Genomic DNA, 21929 nt, shown 5'->3' with positions numbered 1-21929 from the left:
GCTCGGGACAAGAACTTGTACCGATAAAATAAAAAAGCCGCTAAAATAGCGACTTCAATGGGACCATGTTCTTGTCCCTCGACAATGGCTGGCTTCCGTTCTGGCGTATTATACATAATCAATTTTTGATATATTTATCAACCGACTTTTGTAGCGTCTTTTTTTTTGTACAGTCATTATTACAACAGCAAAACTGCTTGTAGCTTAAGTCCTCTTATAAAGTTCCCTACCAAAACCCGCCAGCAGAGCAGCTCCTGTTAAATAGGCCGAACTTAATACATGAAACACCTTGGAGAATGTTGCCGTACTCAGCATTGCTTGAACGGGATCAACGGCTGTGAATTGTCCTCCTTCAAACGTAAATCCCCCTGGTTGATTCATAAATCCGTTTACCGTCGTGATAAATACTGCTGATATCCCTGCACCAACGACAATAGGAATCGTTAGTAACCAATGCATCTTCGGGTTTTTAAACCGTTCCCACGTGTAAAGGTAAATCCCTAGGAAAATGGCTTCAAAAAAGAAGGCGAACCCGACAGCTTATACTTAAAAGAAATGATCCTTCGAAAGTCAAAATTCTGAACTTGAGTTGTCATCGATGATGCTCAGTTCCATTTCGATGTGCCAGTACACCAGATTAACTGGTCTTTAAGCAGCATTGCTGCAAATAGGACGAGAAGATTTTTTTATTCATTAGCATGTGCTTGTTATCCCCATCCAACTTGCTGAGTAAAATCCCTCCCTCCAACAAGGAAAATGCAAATGATGCTAGCGCATCCACATCCAGATCCTCCCTAAACTCCCCAGATTGAATGCCGTCACGAATAATACTTTTCATCATATCCAAGAAACTATGCAGCCCTTGCCTTGCCTGACCACAAAGCTCCAAATGAGTATCGTCACTTTCTACAGCTGTATTCTGCATGGGACATCCGCCAATAAACGGTGGATCGTTGACGACATTCTCATAGACACGAAAAAAAGCAACCAACTTTCCTGACGCAGACTGCTCTTGATCGACCGCTTCAGAAAATTTTCTGGCGACCATACTGGCAGCATAATTGTAGGCTTCAAGCGCTATCTCGTCTTTACTGGCAAAATGTCGATAGATGCCCCCCTTCTTAATTCCTGTGTCGGCAATAATATCGTTTAGCGATGTACCGGCATATCCTCTCTGGTTAAAAATTTCAGCCGATTTCATAATGATATGTTCCCGTGTTCTGTCCCCTTTTTTCATGAGCTCCTCCGTATGAACCTTTTTTTATTTCATTTGTTTTAAATGAATTATTCAATTCGCCTTGCAATTCACTAATATCATGCTAATATGAAGATACCGATCGGTCTCTTTTCACATTATACAACAGGCCATTCTAGAATGAAATAGCGCTGGCCCATTTTTATTTCATCACTGGCATTCGCTTATTGGAATAAATAAAACTTATAGGGGGATTTTTCAATGACTGTAAAAGTAGGTATAAACGGTTTTGGACGAATCGGACGACTCGCTTTTCGCCGAATTCAAGATGTGGAAGGCGTCGAGGTTGTAGCGATTAACGACCTTACGAATGCTAAAATGTTAGCTCATCTGCTCAAATATGATACGACGCAAGGCACTTTTCACGGTGACATTGAAGTCCATGACGGAACCTTCAAAGTAAACGGCAAAGAGGTTAAGGTTTTGGCTAAGCGGAATCCTGAAGAGCTTCCTTGGGGAGAGCTTGGCGTTGATATTGTTCTCGAATGTACAGGCTTCTTCACCACGAAAGAAAAGGCCGAGCTTCACCTGAAAGGCGGAGCGAAGAAAGTCGTCATTTCCGCCCCTGCTACAGGCGACATGAAAACGATCGTATACAACGTGAACCATGACACACTGGACGGAACGGAAACCGTCATTTCCGGCGCTTCCTGCACAACCAACTGCCTGGCCCCTATGGCTAAAGCTCTGCACGACAAGTTTGGTATCCAATCCGGGCTGATGACGACCGTTCACGCTTACACGGGTAACCAAAACACGCTTGACGCTCCGGATCCAAAAGGCGATTTCCGAGCTGCGCGTGCTTCAGCGGAGAACATCGTTCCCTACTCCACCGGTGCCGCAATAGCCATTGGTCTGGTTCTTCCGGAACTGAAGGGCAAACTGGATGGGGCATCTCAACGTGTACCTGTACCAACAGGTTCCGTGACTGAACTCGTTGCTGTTTTGAATACCAAGGTAACGGTTGAGCAAGTTAACGCTGCTATGAAAGAAGCTTCCGATCCAGAAACTTTCGGCTACACGGAAGACGAAATTGTATCTTCCGATATCAAAGGCATCACATTCGGTTCGCTCTTCGACGCCACGCAGACGAAAGTTCTGACAGTCGGTGACCAGCAATTGGTGAAAACCGCAGCTTGGTACGATAACGAAATGTCTTATACAGCCCAATTGGTTCGTACGCTGGAGCACTTCGCTAAGATCGCTAGATAAATAATCAAAGGATGGAGAGAAGGAAAATCCCATGGAGGATGAACTCCACTTACGATGATCGATTGTTCGGCATTAGTCTGCTTTTGACGGGAGGCGAGTCTGTTGACGCTAGTGGGCGTCTGCGAATGCTGCATCCCAGCTTTCACGTCACAGATCGGCTACGCAAGGTGGAACCACCCACTTCTGCGGTTCTTGAGCAAATCCGCGGCGGCGCCATGCGGACTATCCTGAATTCCGAACCGAAAGGATGATCACATTGAAAATTCTTGTCACGGGAGGCACCGGCCTGCTCGGCGGCCGCCTGATCCCGAAGCTCGTGGAGGATGGTCACCAGATTTTCGCCCTCACACGCTCTGTATCATCTCACGCCAAACTCAAGGCCATGGGTGCGACGCCGGTTGATGCCGATCTCGAAAGCAGCACGCCAATCGTGTTACCGATGATCGATGCAGTTGTGCATGCGGCCGCCCTTTTCCGCTTTTCAGGGCCTCGCGAACCCTTCTTCCGTACCAACGTCGATGGCACCGTAGCCTTGCTGAAGGCAGCCGAGTCCGCCCGTGCGAAGACATTCGTCTACATCAGCGCGGCGGGGATCCACATGGATAACGGCGGTACGCTCATCCGCGACGCCGATGAAAGCGCGCCGACTTTCCCGAACCACTTCTCCGCCTACCTGGCGAGCAAGGCACGGGCCGATTCATTGGTTCTGGCAGCCAACAAACCCGGCTTTCGCACGATCGCGCTTCGCCCACCGGCTATCTGGGGGCCAGGTGATCCGTTTAGCCGAGCGCTTCCCGAAGCAGTCAAATCTGGACAGTTCGCGTTCATCGACCGCGGCGATTATCCATTTTCAACCTGCCATGTGGACAATGTAGTTGAAGCCATACAATGCGCTCTTGAACGCGGAGAAGGCGGCCATGCCTTCTTCATCAAAGACCAGGATGGGCAGATTTTCCGTGAGTTCGTCGCCTCGCTTGCGAACTTGCAGGGCCTGTCCATCGATAAACTGCGTTCGATGCCCTACTGGCTCGCCTCTGCCATTGGCCGACTGTTCGACACGATCTGGGGCGTCACGCGGAAAGACGACGATCCGCCGATCTCACGCTCGATGATACGCATGATTGGGCGTGAGTTCACCGTCAACGATGCCGCTGCACGTCGGGAGTTGGACTATGTCGGAAGAACTTTGCGCGACGCCGGCTTGCAAAGCTATGAGGAACCATCTGCTCGACGATAAGGCTTTGGAAGCAAACGACGGCAATCGATGGTAAGTTGTTCTCTGGACTGGCTCTTTTGGCCAATTTGGTAGGCATGAGCACTACAAGATCATCAAAAAGCCTATTAACGTAATAAAAAAATGGAGCAGTCGCCACCGGCGATACTGCTCCTTAATTTGTTGAACTAAAGTGCTCTGTTAGTTTAGTGATGACTTCATTAACTTTGACTTGTAATTCTCGTCGATATTGTGCCGCTAATTTTTGTAAAGCTTCTAATCAATCATCTAAAGTCCCTCAAACTCCAAAGATAATCCATCACCTTCAGACATTCGTTTAATAACTTTGAGTTCATGAGTAATCATCATTGCACCACCAAATAAATTCAATTTTTAAATCAGTGCTTAATCTTGATAATTGAGAACAGTCTAGTGTATGTCGTTATAAGGCGTTCCCGACAATTCCCCTCTCAAATCATTTATCCAAATAGAGAAAGACCGAAGTCATCATATTGAAAAACCTTTAGCACAGCGGAATATGAATGTAGCCCTATTGGGTCTTGATTATAAAAGGGAATAGACCAAAGTCCAGTACTCCCCTCCTGCGGTAGCCGAGTCCCCCACCCGACCGCAGTCAGGTGTGTAGTTGATTCTGAATTGGTATATTTTTTGAGGTAATGATTTTAAATTTGGGAAGGGGAACTGGTAAGTGAAAGTTGTACTACGAATCTTGATGTATGTCCTCGTTTTTATCATCATTGTGGGAGGGGCAGGCGCCGTCGGCTTCACCCATACCATGAATGCTGGAATGTCGCTCTATAACCAGAATACTCCTGCATTGGATCATGTAAAGGTACCTACATATGATGCTGACAAACCAACCGTAGCTGTTTTGCTGGCTAACGAAGTAACCGAAGTTTTTGATTTTCTTGTCCCGTACGAAATGTTTGCCCTAACGGGAGCTTACAATGTGTTCAGCGTGGCACCTGATTACAAGATTAAATCTTTAACCGGAGGACTGGATGTTGTCCCACATTATTCGTTTGCTGATATGGACCTGAGGCTTGGCAAAAGTCCAGATATTATCGTCATACCGTTTATGCCTATTTTAGATGAAGAAAAATATGCACCAGTCCGTGAATGGATCCGCAAGCATTCGAGTGATAAAACTATTCTTCTTTCTATATGTAATGGCGCGGAAAATCTGGCGGATACCGGCTTGTTGAACGGAAAAATGGCTGCGACTCACTGGGGAGATATCAATCGTCTAATCAAAAATTATCCAGAGATTCAGTGGGTGAAAGATCAGCGTTATGTTTCCCAAGGCAATATCGTCTCCTCTGCCGGCCTTACATCCGGAATTGACGCGACCCTCCACGTGATTTCCCAGCAGTTGGGTGAGGCAGCTGCGAAGAAAGTGGCGAGTGAAATCAATTATCCCTCTTATCATTATGTAACACAGCCTAAAATGGAACCATTCACGGCAGGGTTGAGTGATATCACGTATATTTTAAATCAAGCTTATCAATGGAAGAAGGACAAAGCAGGGGTACTGCTATATCCAGGTGCAGATGAATTAGATTTGTCCGCTGCCTTCGATACCTATGCCGCTTCTGGAACGACGACTACATTAACTGTGTCTCGTGAAAATAAACCGATTGTAACCAAGCACGGCCTGAATTTGGTTGCACGTTATCAGATGGAAGAGGTCCCCGCATTATCAAAGATGATTATCGTCGGCGCCCAAGCCGAGTCTGTAGCTGCTGAAGATATCCATCAATGGAAAAAAACGAGCAATCGTGCAAATCTGCTTTTCTTACACAGGGATGCGCAAGGGAGGTTTGCAATGGACCCTGCATTTGAGGATTTGTCCAAGCAAGAAGATGTATTAACAGCAAAATTTGCTGCCAAGCGACTCGAATATCGCGCTACCGACCATTTGAAGCTGGAGGGAAACCCTTTCTCACTGGAGTCATTTGCTGTGCCGATTATACTTGGCATGCTATCTCTGCTTATCGGATTTTTCATTGATCGGCGATTGTTTCATAGGCGTGGGTAATTTTACAGGATCGACATCAAAAGGATTTGGAGTTTAAACCAGCTTGAATGTGGCTACCGACATATCGAATGAACTCTATAGCGGAACCGTCTGTTCAATCCGGAATGAAACAGGCTATTACATTTAATGTCTTATATTGATGTCCGCCTATTTGCGGCTAATTGCTTTTCAGGTTCATTGTTTCTATTTATTTTAGTCGTATATTATCTAGTCCAGCAAAAACAAAGAGTATTTTATTAACTACATTTTTCCTCATTATTTTATTTAGATATTTATCAAATTGGCAATCGGTACAAGTTCTTGTCCTTGGCTCGGGACACAAACTTGTACCGATAAAATGAAAAAGCCTTGTCATTGAAGTATCTTCCTGGTCGAAAAGACAAGCTTTTGCTTCTGTTTAACATCGTGGGATAACTGTATCTTAATATACTCACGCTTATCACCTCGGATTCCACCTACTGGTTATGACTATTCTAACGTATACATAAATTTCCAACAAAATTCCGCCTTAGTGAACTCGCAGCACCTGCATATATTGCTGCGAAGTTGGTCAATCTCCTTATCCACATTTCGAGAGATTCTATGGTTCTCGGCTAAGCTCTCTAATCTCTACGTTAGTCATATTTCTCTACATGACTTCTCCTCTCATTTACACATCTTATTTCAGATAGAGTGGGGAAACCGGGCACACGAACGCCTCATTAATCCGCGTCCGAGAGACTTAATCTAGATACAAAATCTCAATCTCACCCGGAGCGTAGGATTGCCCTGCGTAGTTTCCCCCCCAATCACAAAGCGATCTCAAAATGGGTTCAAGTGATTGACCCAGTTCCGTTGTTGAATATTCCACCTTAGGCGGTACTTGATTGTACATTTTTCTGCGAATTAATCCGTCTGTTTCCAGTTCCCGAAGTGTTTGAATCAGCATCTTTTGCGATATATTATTAACGAGTCTCTTAAGCTCCCCGGTCCGTTTAGGTCCTTTTATTAAATAGTAGAGAACAAGCCCCTTCCACTTTCCTCCGATAACCTCCAGTGTAACTTCCAGTTCACAGTAAAAAGTTTTCATATCAATGCACCATCTCCCAACCTAAGAATATCCCCTTCATGTATCGCTTAATCCTTCAAGAATCACTGACGGAAAAATTGTACGTTACATGGAGGGGATAATTCAAGCGCGTTAAGTTTATTTATAAATCTTTGTCGTTTAATAATTATTATGTCCTGGTTAAACTTGAGCCACTCCGCCATCTACGAATAATTCAACGCCGTTCATATAACTGCTTTCATCAGAGGCTAGGAACATGACCGCATTTGAGATCTCTTCAACCTGTCCCACTCTGCCGAGCGGAATATCATTTTTTGCCTGTTCCAGGAAATAATCTAGTTCGGAGCCAAATAACTCATCGTACGCCGGCGTTACGACTGTTCCCGGACTAAGGATGTTCATACGAAGTTCGGTCCCTTTCATATCAAGAATCCAGCTGCGGACGAGCTGTCTGATCGCTGCCTTTGAGGCACCATAGATACTAAACGCTGGCATCCCCGTCGAGCCGGCAGTGGATCCCGTTAGTATAATCGAACCTTTTTTATTTGGAAACAAAGGTAATGCCTTTTGTACTGTAAAGATGGTTCCTTTCACGTTGACATCGAAAGTCTTGTAGTATTGTGCTTCTGTAATTTCTCCTAATGGAAGCAATGACCCTAGTCCGGCATTTGCAAAGAGAATGTCCAAGTGTCCCTTCTCTCGCTCTACTGTTTCGAACAATTTATCTAGATCTTCTGACTTTGATATGTCACCTGGAACACCTGTAACATTCTTACCGATCTGCTTTACTGCTTCATCTAGTTCACGTTGTCTGCGTCCCGTGATAAAAACGTAAGCCCCTTCTCGTACGAACTGCTGTGCCGACGCGAGACCGATACCGCTTGTACCTCCGGTTATAACTGCTACTTTTCCGTCAAATTTCCCCATTCTATAACACTCCTATTATAAATTTTTATATTGTATAGGATGCTCTGTCTACCTCATGAACTTCCTATGAACGATAGTATGGAGGAAAAGTTACAAGAAAAACAGTACCCACTTTTTAGTGATATAGTCACCAAAAAGTAATAATTGAGGCGGCACAAGCGTTTGTTTTATCCGCCTAGTAGATGGAAGTAAACTCCGTTAAGTTTGATATGGTATATGTTCTTTTAATTTCTGCCGGAAATTGTTTTCTTTCCAATATGGCTAATGTAGTTCATAAAGTAGGTACTCTGGGTTTGACTGGGTTTTGATTTAGCTTTTACATGTTTACTTCTGTGAAGCGAGAGTTAACGGGTTGTGAAATGTGGGCATTCTCCACTTTATATTTAAACTAGAAAGATTCTCCCAATAACCGATAATGTTGACGCAAATTAACATGGAGAACTATAATTTCGATGTCAAGTTAACCGGGGACGAGTACTTCTTTGATACTTATATCAATTATAAGAAGAAAATCGGTTCTTCTGAAATCTATATCGGGATTAAACCATCCGAATTCTCCAAAGGGGAAATAACCAACGGCAAATTCACGGGGTCTACGCATCTAATCGACTACGATAAGTCAGTGAATTATTCCAAACAGATCCTGAAGGATGATATCGTTCTGAAAGAGAGCTCCATAACCTCTGCCACTTTTGATAAAGATCGCAAGAAAATTCTTAATGAATTCCTTCAAGCGATTAAACCTTATTCAGCCAAACTTAATAACGTATCCGACGAGATCATGTCATTAAAAGACATGAACTAAGTAAGGATTGATTCCTAATTAGTGGAGGTTACAAAATGAGAAAAAAGCGATGGATTGTGAGCATTGTTATCCTGGTAAGCATATTATTACTAAGCGAATTAGTAATGAATTCTAAAGAGAAAGTAGGAATTCTAAACACAACGAAACGAGTCATTGCAGGAGCCCCCCATGTCATTGTTCAAGGACAAACATTATCTTACCAGGGAAAGATTAATTTTAACGACATCCAAAGTGTCGAGAGATATTCGACAAGCGATGAAGGGACGGCCTTATATAAAGCGATAGGGACCCCCGTCCCACCACCCTGGATTTATGTAAGAAAAGAAAACACTACCTTTTTCCGATATAAGCTTCCAAAGCTTCCTTGGAAACTATGATGATACCTCTCACTATCCATCCAACCCGTTAAACTGCCGAAGCATGGTGGTGAAACGATCCAGCTCCTTATCATCCCATCTGGATATACGGTCATAAAAGACGGACTCCTTCTCTTTGAGCGCACTCACCGTCGATTGTTGACCAAGCTCCGTCAAAGACAGCAAAACGCCGCGCCGATCTTCGGGGTCCGGCTCCTTGCTCACATACCCCGCTTGCTCAAGTTGTTTAATCAAACGGCTTACCGAACTGCGGTCCATAGCCGTCGCTTCTGCCAAAGATGCCGCGCTTGTAGGACCGTAAGAGTACAACCACCGCACCAGATGAAAAGCGGCAGGTTGCAAGGTCGCATCAAAACGCTCGGCAGATCGAACATTGAGCGCATGCGAAGCACTAACCAGCGCATGGATCTGCTCACCAAGTGCCAGTTCCAGGGTTTCTCTATCTTTGGTTTTAGCCGGATGTTCACTCATTATTGTTGTTCCCCTCTCCTCGATACATCAAAGTAGGCTTGCGAAAATATAGTTGACAAATATCAATTAAATTATATAGTTGATTTATGTCCATTATATAATTCGATCCTATTCGTGTCAAAAGGAGACCTCATTATGAAAACAACACAACCCATTATTGTAATTACCGGAGCAACAAGTGGACTGGGGCAGCTTGCTGCCATTGAACTTGCCAAACGCGGTGCACATCTTGTACTCACAGCCAGAAGCCAGGAACGCGCCGATGCCACCAGAAACAAAATCAGGGAGATCGCGCCATCCACCAAGATCCGTTTTTTCTTCGGAGACTTATCCTTACTGAGCGATGTCAAACGTATGGGGCTTGAAATTGCAGCTGCTTATCCACGTATTGATATTCTTTTGAATAACGCGGGTCTTCATGCTTTTGAACAGAGAGTCACTTCCGAAGGGTTTGCCGAGATGATGGCCGTAAACTATTTGGCACCTTGGCTGCTAACGCACACGTTGCATACGTCTCTGGTTCAGGCAGGCCACGCCCGAGTCGTCAATGTTGCATCTGAAGCCTCGCGGAATCATGGAAAGCTGATGCTGCCCGATGATTTGACGGATACCGATCCCTTTACTGCACGCGGCTCCTCCGCCATCTATGGCAAAACCAAACTGCTCAATATTATGTTTACTGGCGAACTTGCCCGTCACTGGGATGGAACTGGAATTCGAGTGAATGCTTTAAATCCGGGCTTTAATGTTACGGGTCTTGGTCGGGAGTTATGGTTTGCGAGTGTGCTTGAGCGCATTTTAACGTTTTTGCATATCGGCGACCCACGCCGGGGTGCAGACATTATGACTCGATTGTCTGTGGAGCCGAGTTTTGGAGAAGTTACGGGAGGGTATTTCAATGTTGGAAGCGGGGCATCCATTACTCCTGTGTATCCGGGCGGAGATGCTGGAATGCAAAATAAACTGTGGAGAGTTACGACACAGTTAATGGAGCAACGAGGTCTTTTGGAATAATTGAGCCTTTTAATCATTAGAATTCTTATAAAATCCTGCACCGGATAAACAGAACATTTTAATTAGACAGAAACATGCTTCCACTACAAAAACAAAAAAGTCTTTCAGATCACATCTGAAAGACTTCCAATGTAACTTAAAGACCGACCCTCAACCAAAACGACCACTAATATAATCCTGCGTACGTGAATCGACGGGTTCGGCGAACATGCTCTGGGTAGCGGAGTATTCCACTACCTCCCCATTCAGGAAGAACACCGTCTGCTGGGATACGCGAGCTGCTTGCTGCATATTGTGGGTGACCATTACGATCGTATAATTTTCCTTCAGTTCATGTGTAAGCTCCTCAATCTTGAAAGTGGAGACAGGATCAAGCGATGCGGTAGCCTCATCCATCAGCAGAATGTCCGGCTCGACTGCCAGTGCGCGTGCGATGCATAGGCGTTGCTGCTGACCACCGGACAGACTCAGCGCAGAGCGCTTCAGGTTATCCTTCACCTCATCCCACAGGACAGCAGATCGAAGGCTCTGCTCAACGATTTCATCCAATTTTTTTTTGCCATGAATACCGTGTTGTCGTGGGCCGAAGGCCACGTTGTCGTAGATGGATTTCGGAAAGGGATTGGGCTGCTGAAAGACCATGCCGATCTTCTTGCGAAGGGTTTCCACATGAACCTCACCACTGTAGATGTCCGTCCCACCAACGGCCACTTTACCTTCAATGCGTGTTCCCGGTATCCGGTCATTCATGCGGTTGAGAGTCCGCAACAGCGTTGATTTGCCACAGCCGGACGGTCCGATGAAAGCGGTAATGGCACGCTCCGGAATTTCAATGGAAACTTCTTTTAGCGCCTGAAACGTACCGTAATATAGATTCAGTTTATCAATTTCAATAATAGGTTGCACAGGATACCCTCCTGGGTTGAGATGGAATAGACTACGCGTTGAGCTTATAAAATGGATGTGAGCCATACGTCCCGGCAGCCTCAGTCTGACACATCAGACTTGATTTTTACGTGCATTCAGCCACAGCGGTACACGGAACAGAATATTAATGAGCAGAGCCACAAAGATCAGCACCGCTGTTGTTTTCTGAGCGATCTCCACAGCATCCGGTACAATCGCTTCCGATTGGATATACCACAGATGCACGGCAAGGGTTCCGCCCGGCGACAACAGATTAAAGTCCCACATCTCCCCGGAAGTCGATACCCCCGCGGTCAAAATGATGACGGCACTCTCTCCGAACGCTCGACCTGCCGTCAGGCAGATGCCTGTCATGATGCCGTTAAGGGCGACCGGCAGCAATACATGGCGGATGGTCTGAAGATGCGTTGAGCCTAACGCAAACGATCCATTACGAAGTTCAACCGGAACCGCCCGGATCGACTCCTCCGTAACCCGGGTCAACACAGGTAGGTTCAGAAAGGCAAGGCTGACGGCGGCGCCCAGAATCGTAAGACCAATTTCGAAGTACTCCACAAACAGGGCGATGCCGAACAGGCCGAAAATAATTGACGGAACGGACGACAGTCCCTCCACACAGATGCGTACCACTTCAATGAGTTTGTTGTTCGGCGCAAATTCCGCCAGATAGATACCTGCTGCCATACCGATTGGAATGGAGATCAGGAGGGATAGAATCAGCACATAGAACGAGTTGAACAGCGCCGGGCCAATCCCGCCCCCTTCTTCAATCTCGCTCGGCACCCCGTACAGGAAATCCCAGCTCAGCAAAGGCAGCCCCTTTTCCAGAAGGAGAAACAATAGTCCGACGATAAATAAAATGACGACAATGCCGATACCCCATACCGTGCCTGTAAACAGACGGTCCATCAGCATGGAAGCTCCTCTGCGTTTGCCAAACGAATAGGCAGGGACAGCGTTTGGCTGTTTTTTCATACTCATGAGGAGTGCCCCCCTTTTTTCTGAAACATTCTTACGGCTACAATCATCAAGATGGAGATAGCAAGCAGAATAAAGCCCATCATGTACAGGCCATGATTCCAGGTGGAGTCGAATTCTACGCTTGAGATTTGCATGACAATGTTACTGGTCAGAACCGATGTCGGCGTAAACAGACTGTTGGGAAGCTGTGCCGTATTACCGATAACCATGACCACAGCCATCGTTTCCCCAATTGCACGGGTCATCCCGAGAATAACAGCATACATGATCCCACTTCTAGCAGCAGGCAAAACAACACGAATCACCGTTTGGAACCGGTTGGCACCGAGCGCATAAGCCGCATCACGATACTTGTTGGGTACTGCGGAAATAGCGTCATCACTGATTCGACTGATTGTGGGAAGCACCATAATGGTCAGCACAATGGACGCCGCAAGCAAACCGTCCGCCAGATCGTGGCCGCTGAGATCTCTGAGCCAAGGAATAAGGATGGTCAGGCCCAGAAAACCGTAGACTACGGATGGGATACCCACCAGCAAATCCAGTACGGGCCGCAGCATGTGGCGAAGCCATTTGGGTGTCATTTCGGCCAGAAACACAGCAATGATGACAGAAATTGGAATGGCAAACAGCATGGTAAGACCGGTCAAGGCCAACGTTCCCAAGATAAAAATCAACGCGCCGTAATGTTCATTTTCCGGGTCCCAGTTGGTGGAGAAAAAGAATTCGCTCAGCGACACATCCGCGAAGGTGAGAACACCCGTACGAAGCATGAGTACCAGTATGCATAACAGGACCAGACAGACAAACGACGCACTGCCAATGCAGACCAGGCGAAACAGTTTATTGGACCATCTTAAACGCGCCTTGCGGTCAAACCGGGTTCCCGATCCGGGAGCCTTGCCGATGCTTGGACCAAGCTCACTCGGAGCAGGGCTGTTCGTGGATGGATTTAAATCGATCATGAAGGGCTCTTCCTTTCACATAGAGAAGCCAGCTTGGCGACCGTGCGCAGAAGCTGGCTATCCCTTTCTTATGAAATACGAGAATGACGAACATTTGCAGCCTCGTTATTTAACGGCAGCAAGCGGAATGAATTTCAGCTTTTTCAGCGAACCGTTCTGGAACTTGCTGCTTTGGATATATTCGATGAATGCTTTGGTTGCCCCGGTAGGTTGACCTTTCGTCATGTAATAACCGATACCCCATACTTTGTACGTTTTGTTCAGGACGTTTTTCTCCGTTGGTGCTACGCCATTGATCGATACAGCCTTCATTTTGCTAGTCACATAAGGAAGGTCAATATAACCGATTGCATTTGGTGTCGTTTCAATCGTTGTTTTCATGTCACCGCTGGAACCAACCTCTTTATAGTTGTCTCCTTTGCTCATGAAATCCTTGCCATCCAAGGCTTTTTGTTGGAAGTTAACCCGTGTGCCAGAACCAAACTTACGATTAACCACAACGATGTTCGCATCCGATCCGCCGACTTCCTTCCAGTTGGTTACTTTGCCAGAGAAAATGTCTTGCAGTTGTTTTGTTGTCAGATTGCTGACACCCACGTTCGTATTCACTACAGCGGTGAACACCGTGACAGCTACCGGATTGGCTACCATGCCGTCAAATTTCTTAAATCCTGGTACATCCTTGGAAGCATCCCAGTCCACCGCACCAATGTCCGCAATACCTTTACGAACGGATTGTGGTCCTGTAATGGAACCCGCTGCGGAAGCCGAGATTTTAACTTTGGGGTTGTCTTTCTTGAATTCACTTGCAGCTTGAAGTGTCAGCGGAAGCAATGCCGAGGAACCGTTGATGACAATTTTTCCTTTCTCCGTGCTTTTGGCAGCCGATGCCGTCGTTGCTCCTCCAAGTCCACCAATTAGGGATACAGCCATCAGCATGGCTGTGAAGGGTTTGATCCATTTTTTCATTTTTATAAACTCCTCTCGAATTCTATAATAGTTAATTTCATCTCATGATTGTCACGTTGTAGCCAAATCCTACTTCGTAACGGCTCTCCAACTGCTACCCGTTTGAACCAGAACCCGGTCGTTCTCAATGACAGCCACTTGCGAACCAGCAACCGCGATGGAAGATACATCGGAAGATACCGTGTACAGCTTGGTTTGTTTGCCGCTCACTGGGTCAATCGAAAGGATCACGCTGTTGCTGTCATCCTGGGCCGCCAGTACATACAAGATGCCACCTGACAGAATAGCTTGTTCTACATCGTACTCGGCATACAACGGCGTAGACTTTTGAGATGAATCCACAGACAGCAATGATGCTTTACCGTCTTCCGAAGGTACACTCACGTAGTAGGCTTTTTGGCCGTCAGCAGACCATACAAATACCTTATCGTCTGTTGATGTCGTGAGCTTCACAGCCTCTGGTTTTGCATCTCCTGTGTTATACGAAAATATTTGCTGTTGATTTTCTGAAAAATCGATGGACACATTGTCTTCATCCACATTAGTTGCATCGGACGTTACCTTACCCAGTGTTGTAACGGTGTAGATGAATTTTTGGCCGTCCGCAGAAACATTCAGGTTTTCCTTGTAGTCCACCTTGTCTTCGACCAATTTTGTAATCGCGCCATCTGCCAGATTCAGCTTGGCAATGACGGACCCTTTATCCCCTTGCAGGAAGTAGATTGCATTCCCGTCAGCAGACCATACCAACTCAGGCTTGATGCTGTTGTCGCTTGTGATCAGTTTCGAAGCCTTCGTCTTCAGATCGATAATGTATACGGCTCCTTCCGCATTCGTATATGCCGCTTGCTCCCCGCTCGGGGACACCACGAGATCCGATCCGCCATCAGTCGTTAACAACAGATCGTATTGACCACTTGTCGTATTCACAAGATAATCGGTTCTGCCGTTATCATCGCTCCTGGAGACGATCAGCTTGTCAGCTCCAGCAAAACGTGGATTCTCCACACCGTCGATGAGTGCCACCGTGCTGACTTCAAGCTGCCCGCCTCTCATCACGATGGTTCCGCCTACGCTGGTTACCAAGGGACGAAGGGCAATATAACTTGTACCACCAATGATGGTAACCGGTTGATTCATATTCACTTTGACGTCATCTACCACGATTTGTTTGCTATTGTTTTGGAGTGTCACACTGTGATCGTTCAGCTTGATCACCGTCGTTCCGCTATGCACTTCTGCTTTTGCGCCGATGGCTTTGATCACATCACGAAGTGACACAAGTGTCTCGCCATGTTTAACGATGGAACGAATAACGACGCTGTTACCGTTTATTGTAAGCGTGGAATTTTGCACCTGAGCTGTATTAGCCGCAGGTTTCACTGCAGGAGCAGCCGATACTGCACTAACCACAGAAGTACCTAACACTGTTGCTACCATGGACACCACTAACGCCTTTTTCATTGACATTGGCTCTTGTCACCCTTCTCTTTCACATATAATTGCCTTGTTTTGTCGTGCCCTGTTGTCTGGTATTCTGCATGTATCGTCTTTATGAGAGCTTGTCCGGCTCATCCCCCCAAACTTCCACGTTCATAGTAAAAATGACCTATTACGATTGTAATTATAGGAGTGATATGTAAACGGGAAATCCTGGAATTGTTAACGAATTGTCAATGTTTTCATAACACACAAAAAAGAATCGTTGGCAGTTGACCCACGACTCGTTTTTTGTCCTATTTTCTTAGATAAAAAGTTTCATCAATGTATTAAAAATCGGATTCACAATATAACCTGTCGGATGAATAGAATACCTCTTACCTGAGTTCAGACGGCTGATCTTCTCCATTTCCTCAGCAGACAGCTCAAAATCAAAGATCTCACTATTCTCTCTGATCCGCTTCGGATTGGATGACTTGGGAATCAGGATGACGCCCCGTTCCAGATGCCAACGCAAAATCACTTGAGCCACCGTCTTACGATGATGATCAGCGATTTCCTTCAATACCGGATGCTGCAATAACACTTTATTCCCCTGCCCCAATGGACCCCATGCCTCATGTAAGATCTGATGTTTGCCCATATAGGTACGTAGTTCATTCTGCGGGAATTCCGGGTGTGTCTCGATCTGATTGATCATCGGCAAGATTTTTGCGTGCTTCCTTAATTCTTCCAGATGCTGAGTTTCAAAGTTCGCGACCCCGATGACTCTGATCTTGCCTTCCTCATATAATTCCTCCATGGCTTTCCACGTTTCGATGTACTTTGGCGAGGCAAAATGGATTAAGTACATGTCGAGGTAATCGACACCCAGTTTGTTTATCGTTTTCTGGAACGCTTTCTTGGTCGCTTCATAGCCATGATCCGTATTCCAGACTTTCGATGTGATGAAAAATTGCTCGCGCGGGATCTGACTATGCCGAATCTCTGCTCCCAGCGCTTTCTCATTTCCATAGATGCGGGCGGTATCAAAATGTCGGTACCCGACCTGAATGGCCTCGCGAATCGCTATTGTAAATTCTGCTTCTTTCGTTATCTTGTAAACCCCAAAACCAAGTTGGGGAATGGCAACTCCGTTTCTGGCTTCAACCACTTTTGTATGCAAATTCATTTAGACTGCTCCTCTCAAAATAACAAAATATACTTGATATTTCTTATATCTAGTTTAGTTCAAAAAAAGAGGTTAACCCTTTCTTTCTTCATGAAACAGATCGGTTAACCGTATGTCTTTTAAATAATTCTGCATGGCGATCTCCGCGCCATCAAGATGGTGAATAATCTTTTGTTTCACGTCGTCCACGTCTTTTCCCTGGAGTGTTACATGGGTATGAACTTTAAACAAGTCTTTGCCGGGTTCAACCGCCAGGAATACATCCAGCAACGTGATTTCCGATAAAGGCTGAGCAAGCAATATGCCGCCCTTGGCCCCTTCTTTGGCCATCGTCAGTTTGGCGTTATTCAGATTTCGAATAACTTTTACCGTCGTAGGAACCGGAATATTTAATTGCTCCGAAATCAACTTGGTGGACAAGTAGTTATAACAGTTCTCCTCCGATAGAGCGTGAATATAGAGTAAAATGGAGATTCCTTGAGATAAGGCTGTAGAGTATGCCATTTCATTCATCCTAACTATTTCTTTTCTAAACATACTATATATCTTTTATGTTTAGTTTTCAACTACAACATGATCTCCACAGCAAGATTCAAGAAACATTGGGTTGACTGTCCCTGTCCGCTGTAATATAATTCCAATTCCAACTGTATGTCGCGTTCATCTGCACATTATCCTGAACTTAAGAAAGGAGCTGATGGGATGGTCCGAATCGATGCATCCGGCTCTGGGCAGAGCCTTCTTTCCATATTTGCCTGGAGCCTTTTCTAACAGCATTGAAGGTAAGAGCTTTGCCCCTCTATATATCCATTACGTTATATAGATAGGAGCAAAATCAGATGAAATACAAAAATGCAACGTATGTACTGCCAGCAGAACTGGTGCAGTGCATTCAACAACATATTCAGGGAACCTATTTGTATATCCCGGTCCAGGAAGAATATAAGAAACCTTGGGGAGCATGTTCCGGCTCAAGAGCCATGTTGCAAAAACGCAATAAGGCGATTGCTGAGGCTCATCATTCCGGCATTTCTGTTCGTCTTCTGGCACAACAATATTACCTGACAGAACGCAGTATCCGCCGTATCCTTCTCCAGCATAAACACGGACCATGTTAATACTGCATCATGTATGTCCTTGCTCGTTGTGAATAGCATACGGTAACCTATTTCTGAAGAGTTCAAATCAGGAGGTGCCTTTACTTCATGAGTTTATACGTTAAACCATTAAGTATCGAATTTGAATACAACGGGATGCCGCAGGTGATTACACCTGCCCTGATTGGTGATCAACAGCAGGCCTTTCTGGTAGATTGCGGGTACGTCGGCTTCGTTCCACATCTTGAAGAAGCATTGAATAGACATGAGTTGTCGTTGTCCAATCTGACTGGCTTAATTATTACCCATCATGATCTGGATCATGTAGGCTCTCTCGCAGAGATCAAGCGAACCCATCCCCATATCCGGATTATCGCGCATAAACAGGAAGCTCCATATATTGATGGTACGAGAACCTCATTGCGCCTGGAGCAAGCGCTAGCAGCACTTTGCCTTTTGCCTGAAAAAGAGCAGCCCGCAGCGAAGGAATTCATCTGCATGTTGGAAAGGATTGAGCCAAGTCCGGTTGATCAGACGGTTCATGATCTTGAGCTACTGCCATGGTGTGAAGGTATGGAGATTATACACACACCCGGTCATACACCAGGGCACATATCCATTTATCTTTCCTCCAGTCTTACCTTGATCGCTGGTGATGCAGTGGTCATGGAGAACAATGGGGAGCTCGGCATCGCCAATCCCCAGCATACACTGGATCTAAAGGAAACGATTCGTTCTGTACAACGTTTGCTTGGATATGAGATCGATACGCTCATTTGCTATCATGGGGGTCTTTTTCAAGGGGATGTTCGACGTGCGCTTCAACGACTACTTCAATCCTATGCCCCGTGAAACACTAATGGGGGCTGTCTCAAAAGGAATTCCGCCTCGCTCCAAGCGCTAACGAACCTACCGCACCTTAAAAGGCAGATCATCAACGGTTGCAAGATTTAACGAACCTCAGTAACGCTTTTTCGTCATAAAAGGGCTTCAAAACCTAAAAAATCAAGTGAATCGACGAAATAACGTCTCTGTAATTCGTTAGATCTCAGATCTGGGCAAATGGGAGCGAATAGCGTGTGTCAGGTTCATTAAAACAAAATAACACTAAAAGAGGATGCCCCCGTCATATTCATGACTTATGGGACATCCTCCATTTTTTATGATTATCATTGCTGTCATACGGACGTATGGACTTTGCTTAGTTCACTCTACCCTCGATTTCATCGCTGCATATTTACTGGGAGTGATACCTACAGCAGCCTTGAAGGACCGACTGAACAGATGAATACTCGAAAAGCCAACCTCCTCCGCAATCCGGGTTAAATTATGTGTCCCTTCTCTAATTCTTTTCTGGGACTGCTCTATTCTAATATGTGTCACATATTTGTGAAGGGTAATCCCCAGCTTGCTTTTGAACAAATGCGATAAATGGTTCGTCGATACACCGACATGTCGACTGATGGCAGCATTATTTAATTGAGAGTCGGCGTAGCATTCATGAATATAACGAATCGACTTTTCGATAAATGTCCACCCTTTGGTCATGTTTCCCTCTTGGTCCTGATCGTTGGATTGATTTTTGAAAAACAGATGCAGCAACTCCAAACATATGGATTTCGTGATTAACGAAGATCCTCCTCGTTGCTCCTGAAACTCCTTAAGCATGAGCGCAAATCTTTTTTTCCATTCGATTCGATCGGCTAGCTGCAAATGGGAGATTGGGCGTATGGAAGCCAGCTTCATTTCCCTATCTGCCAGATCAGGTCTTTCACGATGAGTCGCATCTGTAGTCTTCAATACGCTTCGCTCTTCGTCATAAAACAGATCAAAATGAAAAATATACTGAATCAATGGCTGCGTGGAGGTGGATCGAATGATATGAGACATGAATGGATGCATCAGTACAACATCGCCTTCTTGGACCAGGTATTTTACACCACTTAAGAAGAATTCCGCTTCCCCTTGTTCAATGTATGTATACACATGATCGTGGTCTATCCATTCCCCTGCCAAAGAAAACGATTCCGTCATTCTCGCCGCTCTTACGAATGGCGAAATGTGATTCATCCATGGCTCATACACATTTCTTCCTCCCTAATGCCTTCTCGCTGATCTGATTTATATCTTGGCAAACACGCTATCAAAGCCTGCTTTGGACTTGGCAAACAATTCACTTGTATCCAGGGTTGAAGCTGGTGCCAGCACCTCTTGCGATACGACGCCTGTGTAACCAATCGCCTTCAGGTTCTTTAAGAATCCCGGCAGATCGATTACTCCTTCTCCAGGGTATAAACGCTCATAATCCAGCAATTCTTCGATTGGCAGATCATAAGCATCATTGATATGAACATGGACAATCTGCTCCTTCTTAAGTTCCAACACCTCTTCGATCTTTAATCCATTCGTATGCCAATGATAGGAATCCACCAATAAACCTACATTGGGAGCATGGATCGTTTCAATCCAGTCCAGCGTATCCTCCACACTCCAAATAAATGGATTCTTCCATTGAGTGCGCAGATGATGGCAACCGACAAACTCCAATCCCAATCGAATGCCATATGCGCCCAGAATATCTGCACACAGTCTCAATCGTTTGGTAGCGGCCGCCATAAACGATGCTGCTGGCTGATCCGTCGAAGGTAAAATATAGGTACAACAGCTATAACAGTTCAGTGATGCGGAGGCTTCTGCCATTTGAACCAGGGATTGAAGTCCTTCGCGAAACTGTTCATCTGTGGTTCTCCAGTCCACGGTCAGATCGGATGAACCGATGATCACCTGATTGCTTTCCAGCAGGTGCTTGGCCTGTTCCTTTCCCACCTCTTGAATGAATGAGAGCGGATTCAAATCTACAGACTGAAATCCGTATTTTGCAGCATTCGTAATATATTGTTCACTCGACTCGATGTTCCCCAAGCCTGCTCTTGTTAACCCTCTGATCATCCCAATCTCCTCCTAGGACCAGTCAAACAGCACACCGTTATACTGGTCTTTATTCACGTTCAAGCCTTCGTAGGCTTCTTGCGCTTGTTCCGGCTTCATCACATGACTGATCAATGGTTCGATATGCAGCCTGTTCTTTAACATAAGATCCAATACAATATTCGAATTTCTCACCAGGGAATGCTTAACGAATTCGTTAGGCTCCACCGGAAAGCGCCATTCATGGGCACCCTTGAACGTAATGCAGCCCCGTCCATACAGGTGGCAGTAGTTCAATATATCGGTGACATCCGTGTTATATTCGCCTCGTGGACTGCCGAGGAAAATAATTTCGCCAAGCTTGGCGATCCATTCCAGACTTTGCACACCTACACGGGGCACACCCGTGGCCTCAATATGAGTGGATACACCTCTTCCATTCGTGATGGCATGTATCTTTTCTTTCACTTTATCTTCTACGCCATGAAGCGTATAGTCAACCCCACATGCCTGGGCTGTTCGGATTCGTTCCGTTGACAGATCCACGCCAATCACGGTTGCCCCTTGCAGACGTGCCAATTGAGCAGCCAAATTCCCTACCAATCCGAGACCCGTCACGCCAACAACATCCCCAAGTTCAATATGGGATACACGAACTGAGGTGAATGCCACGGTTGCCATGCGCGTGAAGGGCACCCACTTCAAATCCAAGTGCTCAGGTACCTTGATGAAAACGTGATCTGTGCGCACCACTTGATATTCAGCATGTTGACCATAATGGAACACAACGTCCCCAGGCTGAACATGGTCTACACCCTGCCCCACCTCAACCACTTCACTTACACTCGCATACCCCGGACATAAGGGAAGCTTGGCCCACTCTTCTTTACCCGACAACATGGCCAGCTCCGTTCCTGGACTGATGAGGGAATAGATCAGTTTAACCAATACTTCCTTTTCACCTAAAGCTGGCAAAATATAATCCTCTTCCACCATTTCCACTTGCAGCGGACGAGCAAACATGATCTTCCTGTTCTTCAGCGTAGTCCCTCCTTTCCTTATCTTTTTAA

23 protein-coding genes and 1 pseudogene are annotated in these 21929 nt (G+C 45.8%); 9 read left to right on the top strand and 15 right to left on the bottom strand.

All coding sequences use genetic code 11. The features are described from left to right. Positions 1-234 precede the first annotated feature (234 nt). Together ACFTRD_RS14065 and ACFTRD_RS14060 are read right to left on the bottom strand one after the other, a co-directional pair. Positions 235-531: pseudogene (locus ACFTRD_RS14065) on the bottom strand (cytochrome ubiquinol oxidase subunit I); the annotation flags it as partial. 106 nt (positions 532-637) lie between these two features. Further along, positions 638-1201 carry a TetR/AcrR family transcriptional regulator gene (locus tag ACFTRD_RS14060; RefSeq protein ID WP_379380741.1) on the bottom strand — a complete coding sequence of 188 codons (564 nt, stop codon included), beginning with the start codon at positions 1199-1201 and terminating at the stop codon, positions 638-640. Between the two features lie 255 nt (positions 1202-1456). On the opposite strand from ACFTRD_RS14060, the gene gap reads away from it, so the two are divergent. From gap to ACFTRD_RS14040, 4 genes are all read left to right on the top strand, one after another. Then, positions 1457-2467, top strand: a complete 1011-nt coding sequence (gene gap, locus ACFTRD_RS14055; protein ID WP_379380739.1) for a type I glyceraldehyde-3-phosphate dehydrogenase — start codon at positions 1457-1459, stop codon at positions 2465-2467. A 38-nt stretch (positions 2468-2505) separates the two neighbouring features. After that, positions 2506-2718 carry a hypothetical protein gene (locus ACFTRD_RS14050; protein ID WP_379380737.1) on the top strand — a complete coding sequence of 71 codons (213 nt, stop codon included), beginning with the start codon at positions 2506-2508 and terminating at the stop codon, positions 2716-2718. 5 nt (positions 2719-2723) lie between these two features. Beyond that, complete coding sequence (locus ACFTRD_RS14045; RefSeq protein WP_379380735.1) at positions 2724-3704, top strand: NAD-dependent epimerase/dehydratase family protein; 981 nt, start codon at positions 2724-2726, stop codon at positions 3702-3704. A 685-nt stretch (positions 3705-4389) separates the two neighbouring features. Beyond that, complete coding sequence (locus tag ACFTRD_RS14040) at positions 4390-5739, top strand: DJ-1/PfpI family protein (protein WP_379380733.1); 1350 nt, start codon at positions 4390-4392, stop codon at positions 5737-5739. Positions 5740-6460: 721 nt separating this feature from the next. Here ACFTRD_RS14040 and ACFTRD_RS14035 read toward each other — a convergent pair. After that, positions 6461-6808 (bottom strand): winged helix-turn-helix transcriptional regulator, encoded by a 348-nt coding sequence (locus ACFTRD_RS14035; protein WP_024628709.1) that lies wholly within the window; start codon positions 6806-6808, stop codon positions 6461-6463. Positions 6809-6967: 159 nt separating this feature from the next. Further along, positions 6968-7714, bottom strand: a complete 747-nt coding sequence (locus ACFTRD_RS14030) for an SDR family NAD(P)-dependent oxidoreductase (protein WP_285078757.1) — start codon at positions 7712-7714, stop codon at positions 6968-6970. A gap of 433 nt (positions 7715-8147) precedes the next feature. Here ACFTRD_RS14030 and ACFTRD_RS14025 point away from each other — a divergent pair, with 433 nt between their 5' ends. Both ACFTRD_RS14025 and ACFTRD_RS14020 read left to right on the top strand, forming a co-directional pair. Continuing rightward, positions 8148-8519, top strand: a complete 372-nt coding sequence (locus tag ACFTRD_RS14025) for a hypothetical protein (RefSeq protein ID WP_379380730.1) — start codon at positions 8148-8150, stop codon at positions 8517-8519. A gap of 35 nt (positions 8520-8554) precedes the next feature. Next, positions 8555-8896 (top strand): hypothetical protein, encoded by a 342-nt coding sequence (locus ACFTRD_RS14020; protein WP_379380728.1) that lies wholly within the window; start codon positions 8555-8557, stop codon positions 8894-8896. 12 nt (positions 8897-8908) lie between these two features. On the opposite strand, the gene ACFTRD_RS14015 is transcribed toward ACFTRD_RS14020, so the two are convergent. Then, positions 8909-9367, bottom strand: a complete 459-nt coding sequence (locus ACFTRD_RS14015; RefSeq protein WP_379380726.1) for a MarR family winged helix-turn-helix transcriptional regulator — start codon at positions 9365-9367, stop codon at positions 8909-8911. Positions 9368-9502: 135 nt separating this feature from the next. Between ACFTRD_RS14015 and ACFTRD_RS14010 the strand changes: the two genes are divergently transcribed. Further along, positions 9503-10381, top strand: a complete 879-nt coding sequence (locus ACFTRD_RS14010) for an SDR family NAD(P)-dependent oxidoreductase (protein ID WP_379380724.1) — start codon at positions 9503-9505, stop codon at positions 10379-10381. 150 nt (positions 10382-10531) lie between these two features. On the opposite strand, the gene pstB is transcribed toward ACFTRD_RS14010, so the two are convergent. The 7 genes from pstB to ACFTRD_RS13975 all read right to left on the bottom strand — a co-directional run bounded on the left by pstB (position 10532) and on the right by ACFTRD_RS13975 (position 17338). Beyond that, positions 10532-11287, bottom strand: a complete 756-nt coding sequence (pstB, locus tag ACFTRD_RS14005) for a phosphate ABC transporter ATP-binding protein PstB (protein WP_379380722.1) — start codon at positions 11285-11287, stop codon at positions 10532-10534. 93 nt (positions 11288-11380) lie between these two features. Next, the gene (gene pstA / locus ACFTRD_RS14000) at positions 11381-12289 is read right to left on the bottom strand and encodes a phosphate ABC transporter permease PstA (RefSeq protein WP_192269865.1); all 909 of its coding nucleotides are present in this window, start codon (positions 12287-12289) and stop codon (positions 11381-11383) included. Continuing rightward, positions 12286-13254: a phosphate ABC transporter permease subunit PstC gene (pstC, locus tag ACFTRD_RS13995; protein WP_379380720.1), complete on the bottom strand. Its 969-nt coding sequence runs from the start codon at positions 13252-13254 to the stop codon at positions 12286-12288. Before pstC ends, pstA begins: the two co-directional genes overlap by 4 nt. 105 nt (positions 13255-13359) lie before the next feature. Further along, positions 13360-14223 (bottom strand): phosphate ABC transporter substrate-binding protein, encoded by an 864-nt coding sequence (locus ACFTRD_RS13990; RefSeq protein ID WP_379380718.1) that lies wholly within the window; start codon positions 14221-14223, stop codon positions 13360-13362. Between the two features lie 69 nt (positions 14224-14292). After that, positions 14293-15687: a stalk domain-containing protein gene (locus ACFTRD_RS13985; RefSeq protein WP_379380716.1), complete on the bottom strand. Its 1395-nt coding sequence runs from the start codon at positions 15685-15687 to the stop codon at positions 14293-14295. A gap of 280 nt (positions 15688-15967) precedes the next feature. Further along, positions 15968-16834, bottom strand: coding sequence for an aldo/keto reductase (locus ACFTRD_RS13980; protein WP_379380714.1), 867 nt, complete (start codon positions 16832-16834; stop codon positions 15968-15970). A gap of 72 nt (positions 16835-16906) precedes the next feature. Then, entirely contained in the window at positions 16907-17338 is a 432-nt protein-coding gene (locus tag ACFTRD_RS13975) for an RrF2 family transcriptional regulator (protein WP_379380712.1), read from the bottom strand. Positions 17339-17673: 335 nt separating this feature from the next. On the opposite strand from ACFTRD_RS13975, the gene ACFTRD_RS13970 reads away from it, so the two are divergent. Both ACFTRD_RS13970 and ACFTRD_RS13965 read left to right on the top strand, forming a co-directional pair. Then, positions 17674-17952 carry a CD3324 family protein gene (locus ACFTRD_RS13970; protein ID WP_379380710.1) on the top strand — a complete coding sequence of 93 codons (279 nt, stop codon included), beginning with the start codon at positions 17674-17676 and terminating at the stop codon, positions 17950-17952. Positions 17953-18039: 87 nt separating this feature from the next. Continuing rightward, positions 18040-18783: an MBL fold metallo-hydrolase gene (locus ACFTRD_RS13965; RefSeq protein ID WP_379380708.1), complete on the top strand. Its 744-nt coding sequence runs from the start codon at positions 18040-18042 to the stop codon at positions 18781-18783. 354 nt (positions 18784-19137) lie between these two features. Here ACFTRD_RS13965 and ACFTRD_RS13960 read toward each other — a convergent pair whose 3' ends face one another. The 3 genes from ACFTRD_RS13960 to ACFTRD_RS13950 are packed head-to-tail and all read right to left on the bottom strand — an operon-like array spanning position 19138 to position 21882. Then, complete coding sequence (locus ACFTRD_RS13960) at positions 19138-20016, bottom strand: AraC family transcriptional regulator (RefSeq protein ID WP_379380706.1); 879 nt, start codon at positions 20014-20016, stop codon at positions 19138-19140. Positions 20017-20052: 36 nt separating this feature from the next. Beyond that, positions 20053-20880, bottom strand: a complete 828-nt coding sequence (locus ACFTRD_RS13955; protein WP_379380704.1) for a sugar phosphate isomerase/epimerase family protein — start codon at positions 20878-20880, stop codon at positions 20053-20055. 12 nt (positions 20881-20892) lie between these two features. Next, complete coding sequence (locus ACFTRD_RS13950; RefSeq protein ID WP_379380702.1) at positions 20893-21882, bottom strand: zinc-dependent alcohol dehydrogenase; 990 nt, start codon at positions 21880-21882, stop codon at positions 20893-20895. Positions 21883-21929 lie beyond the last annotated feature (47 nt).

It is taken from the genome of Paenibacillus sp. NPDC056933 (genome assembly GCF_042674385.1).
GTDB lineage: Bacteria > Bacillota > Bacilli > Paenibacillales > Paenibacillaceae > Paenibacillus.
Note: the sequence above shows the minus strand (reverse complement) of the source record. Positions and strands in the feature narration are given on the sequence as shown.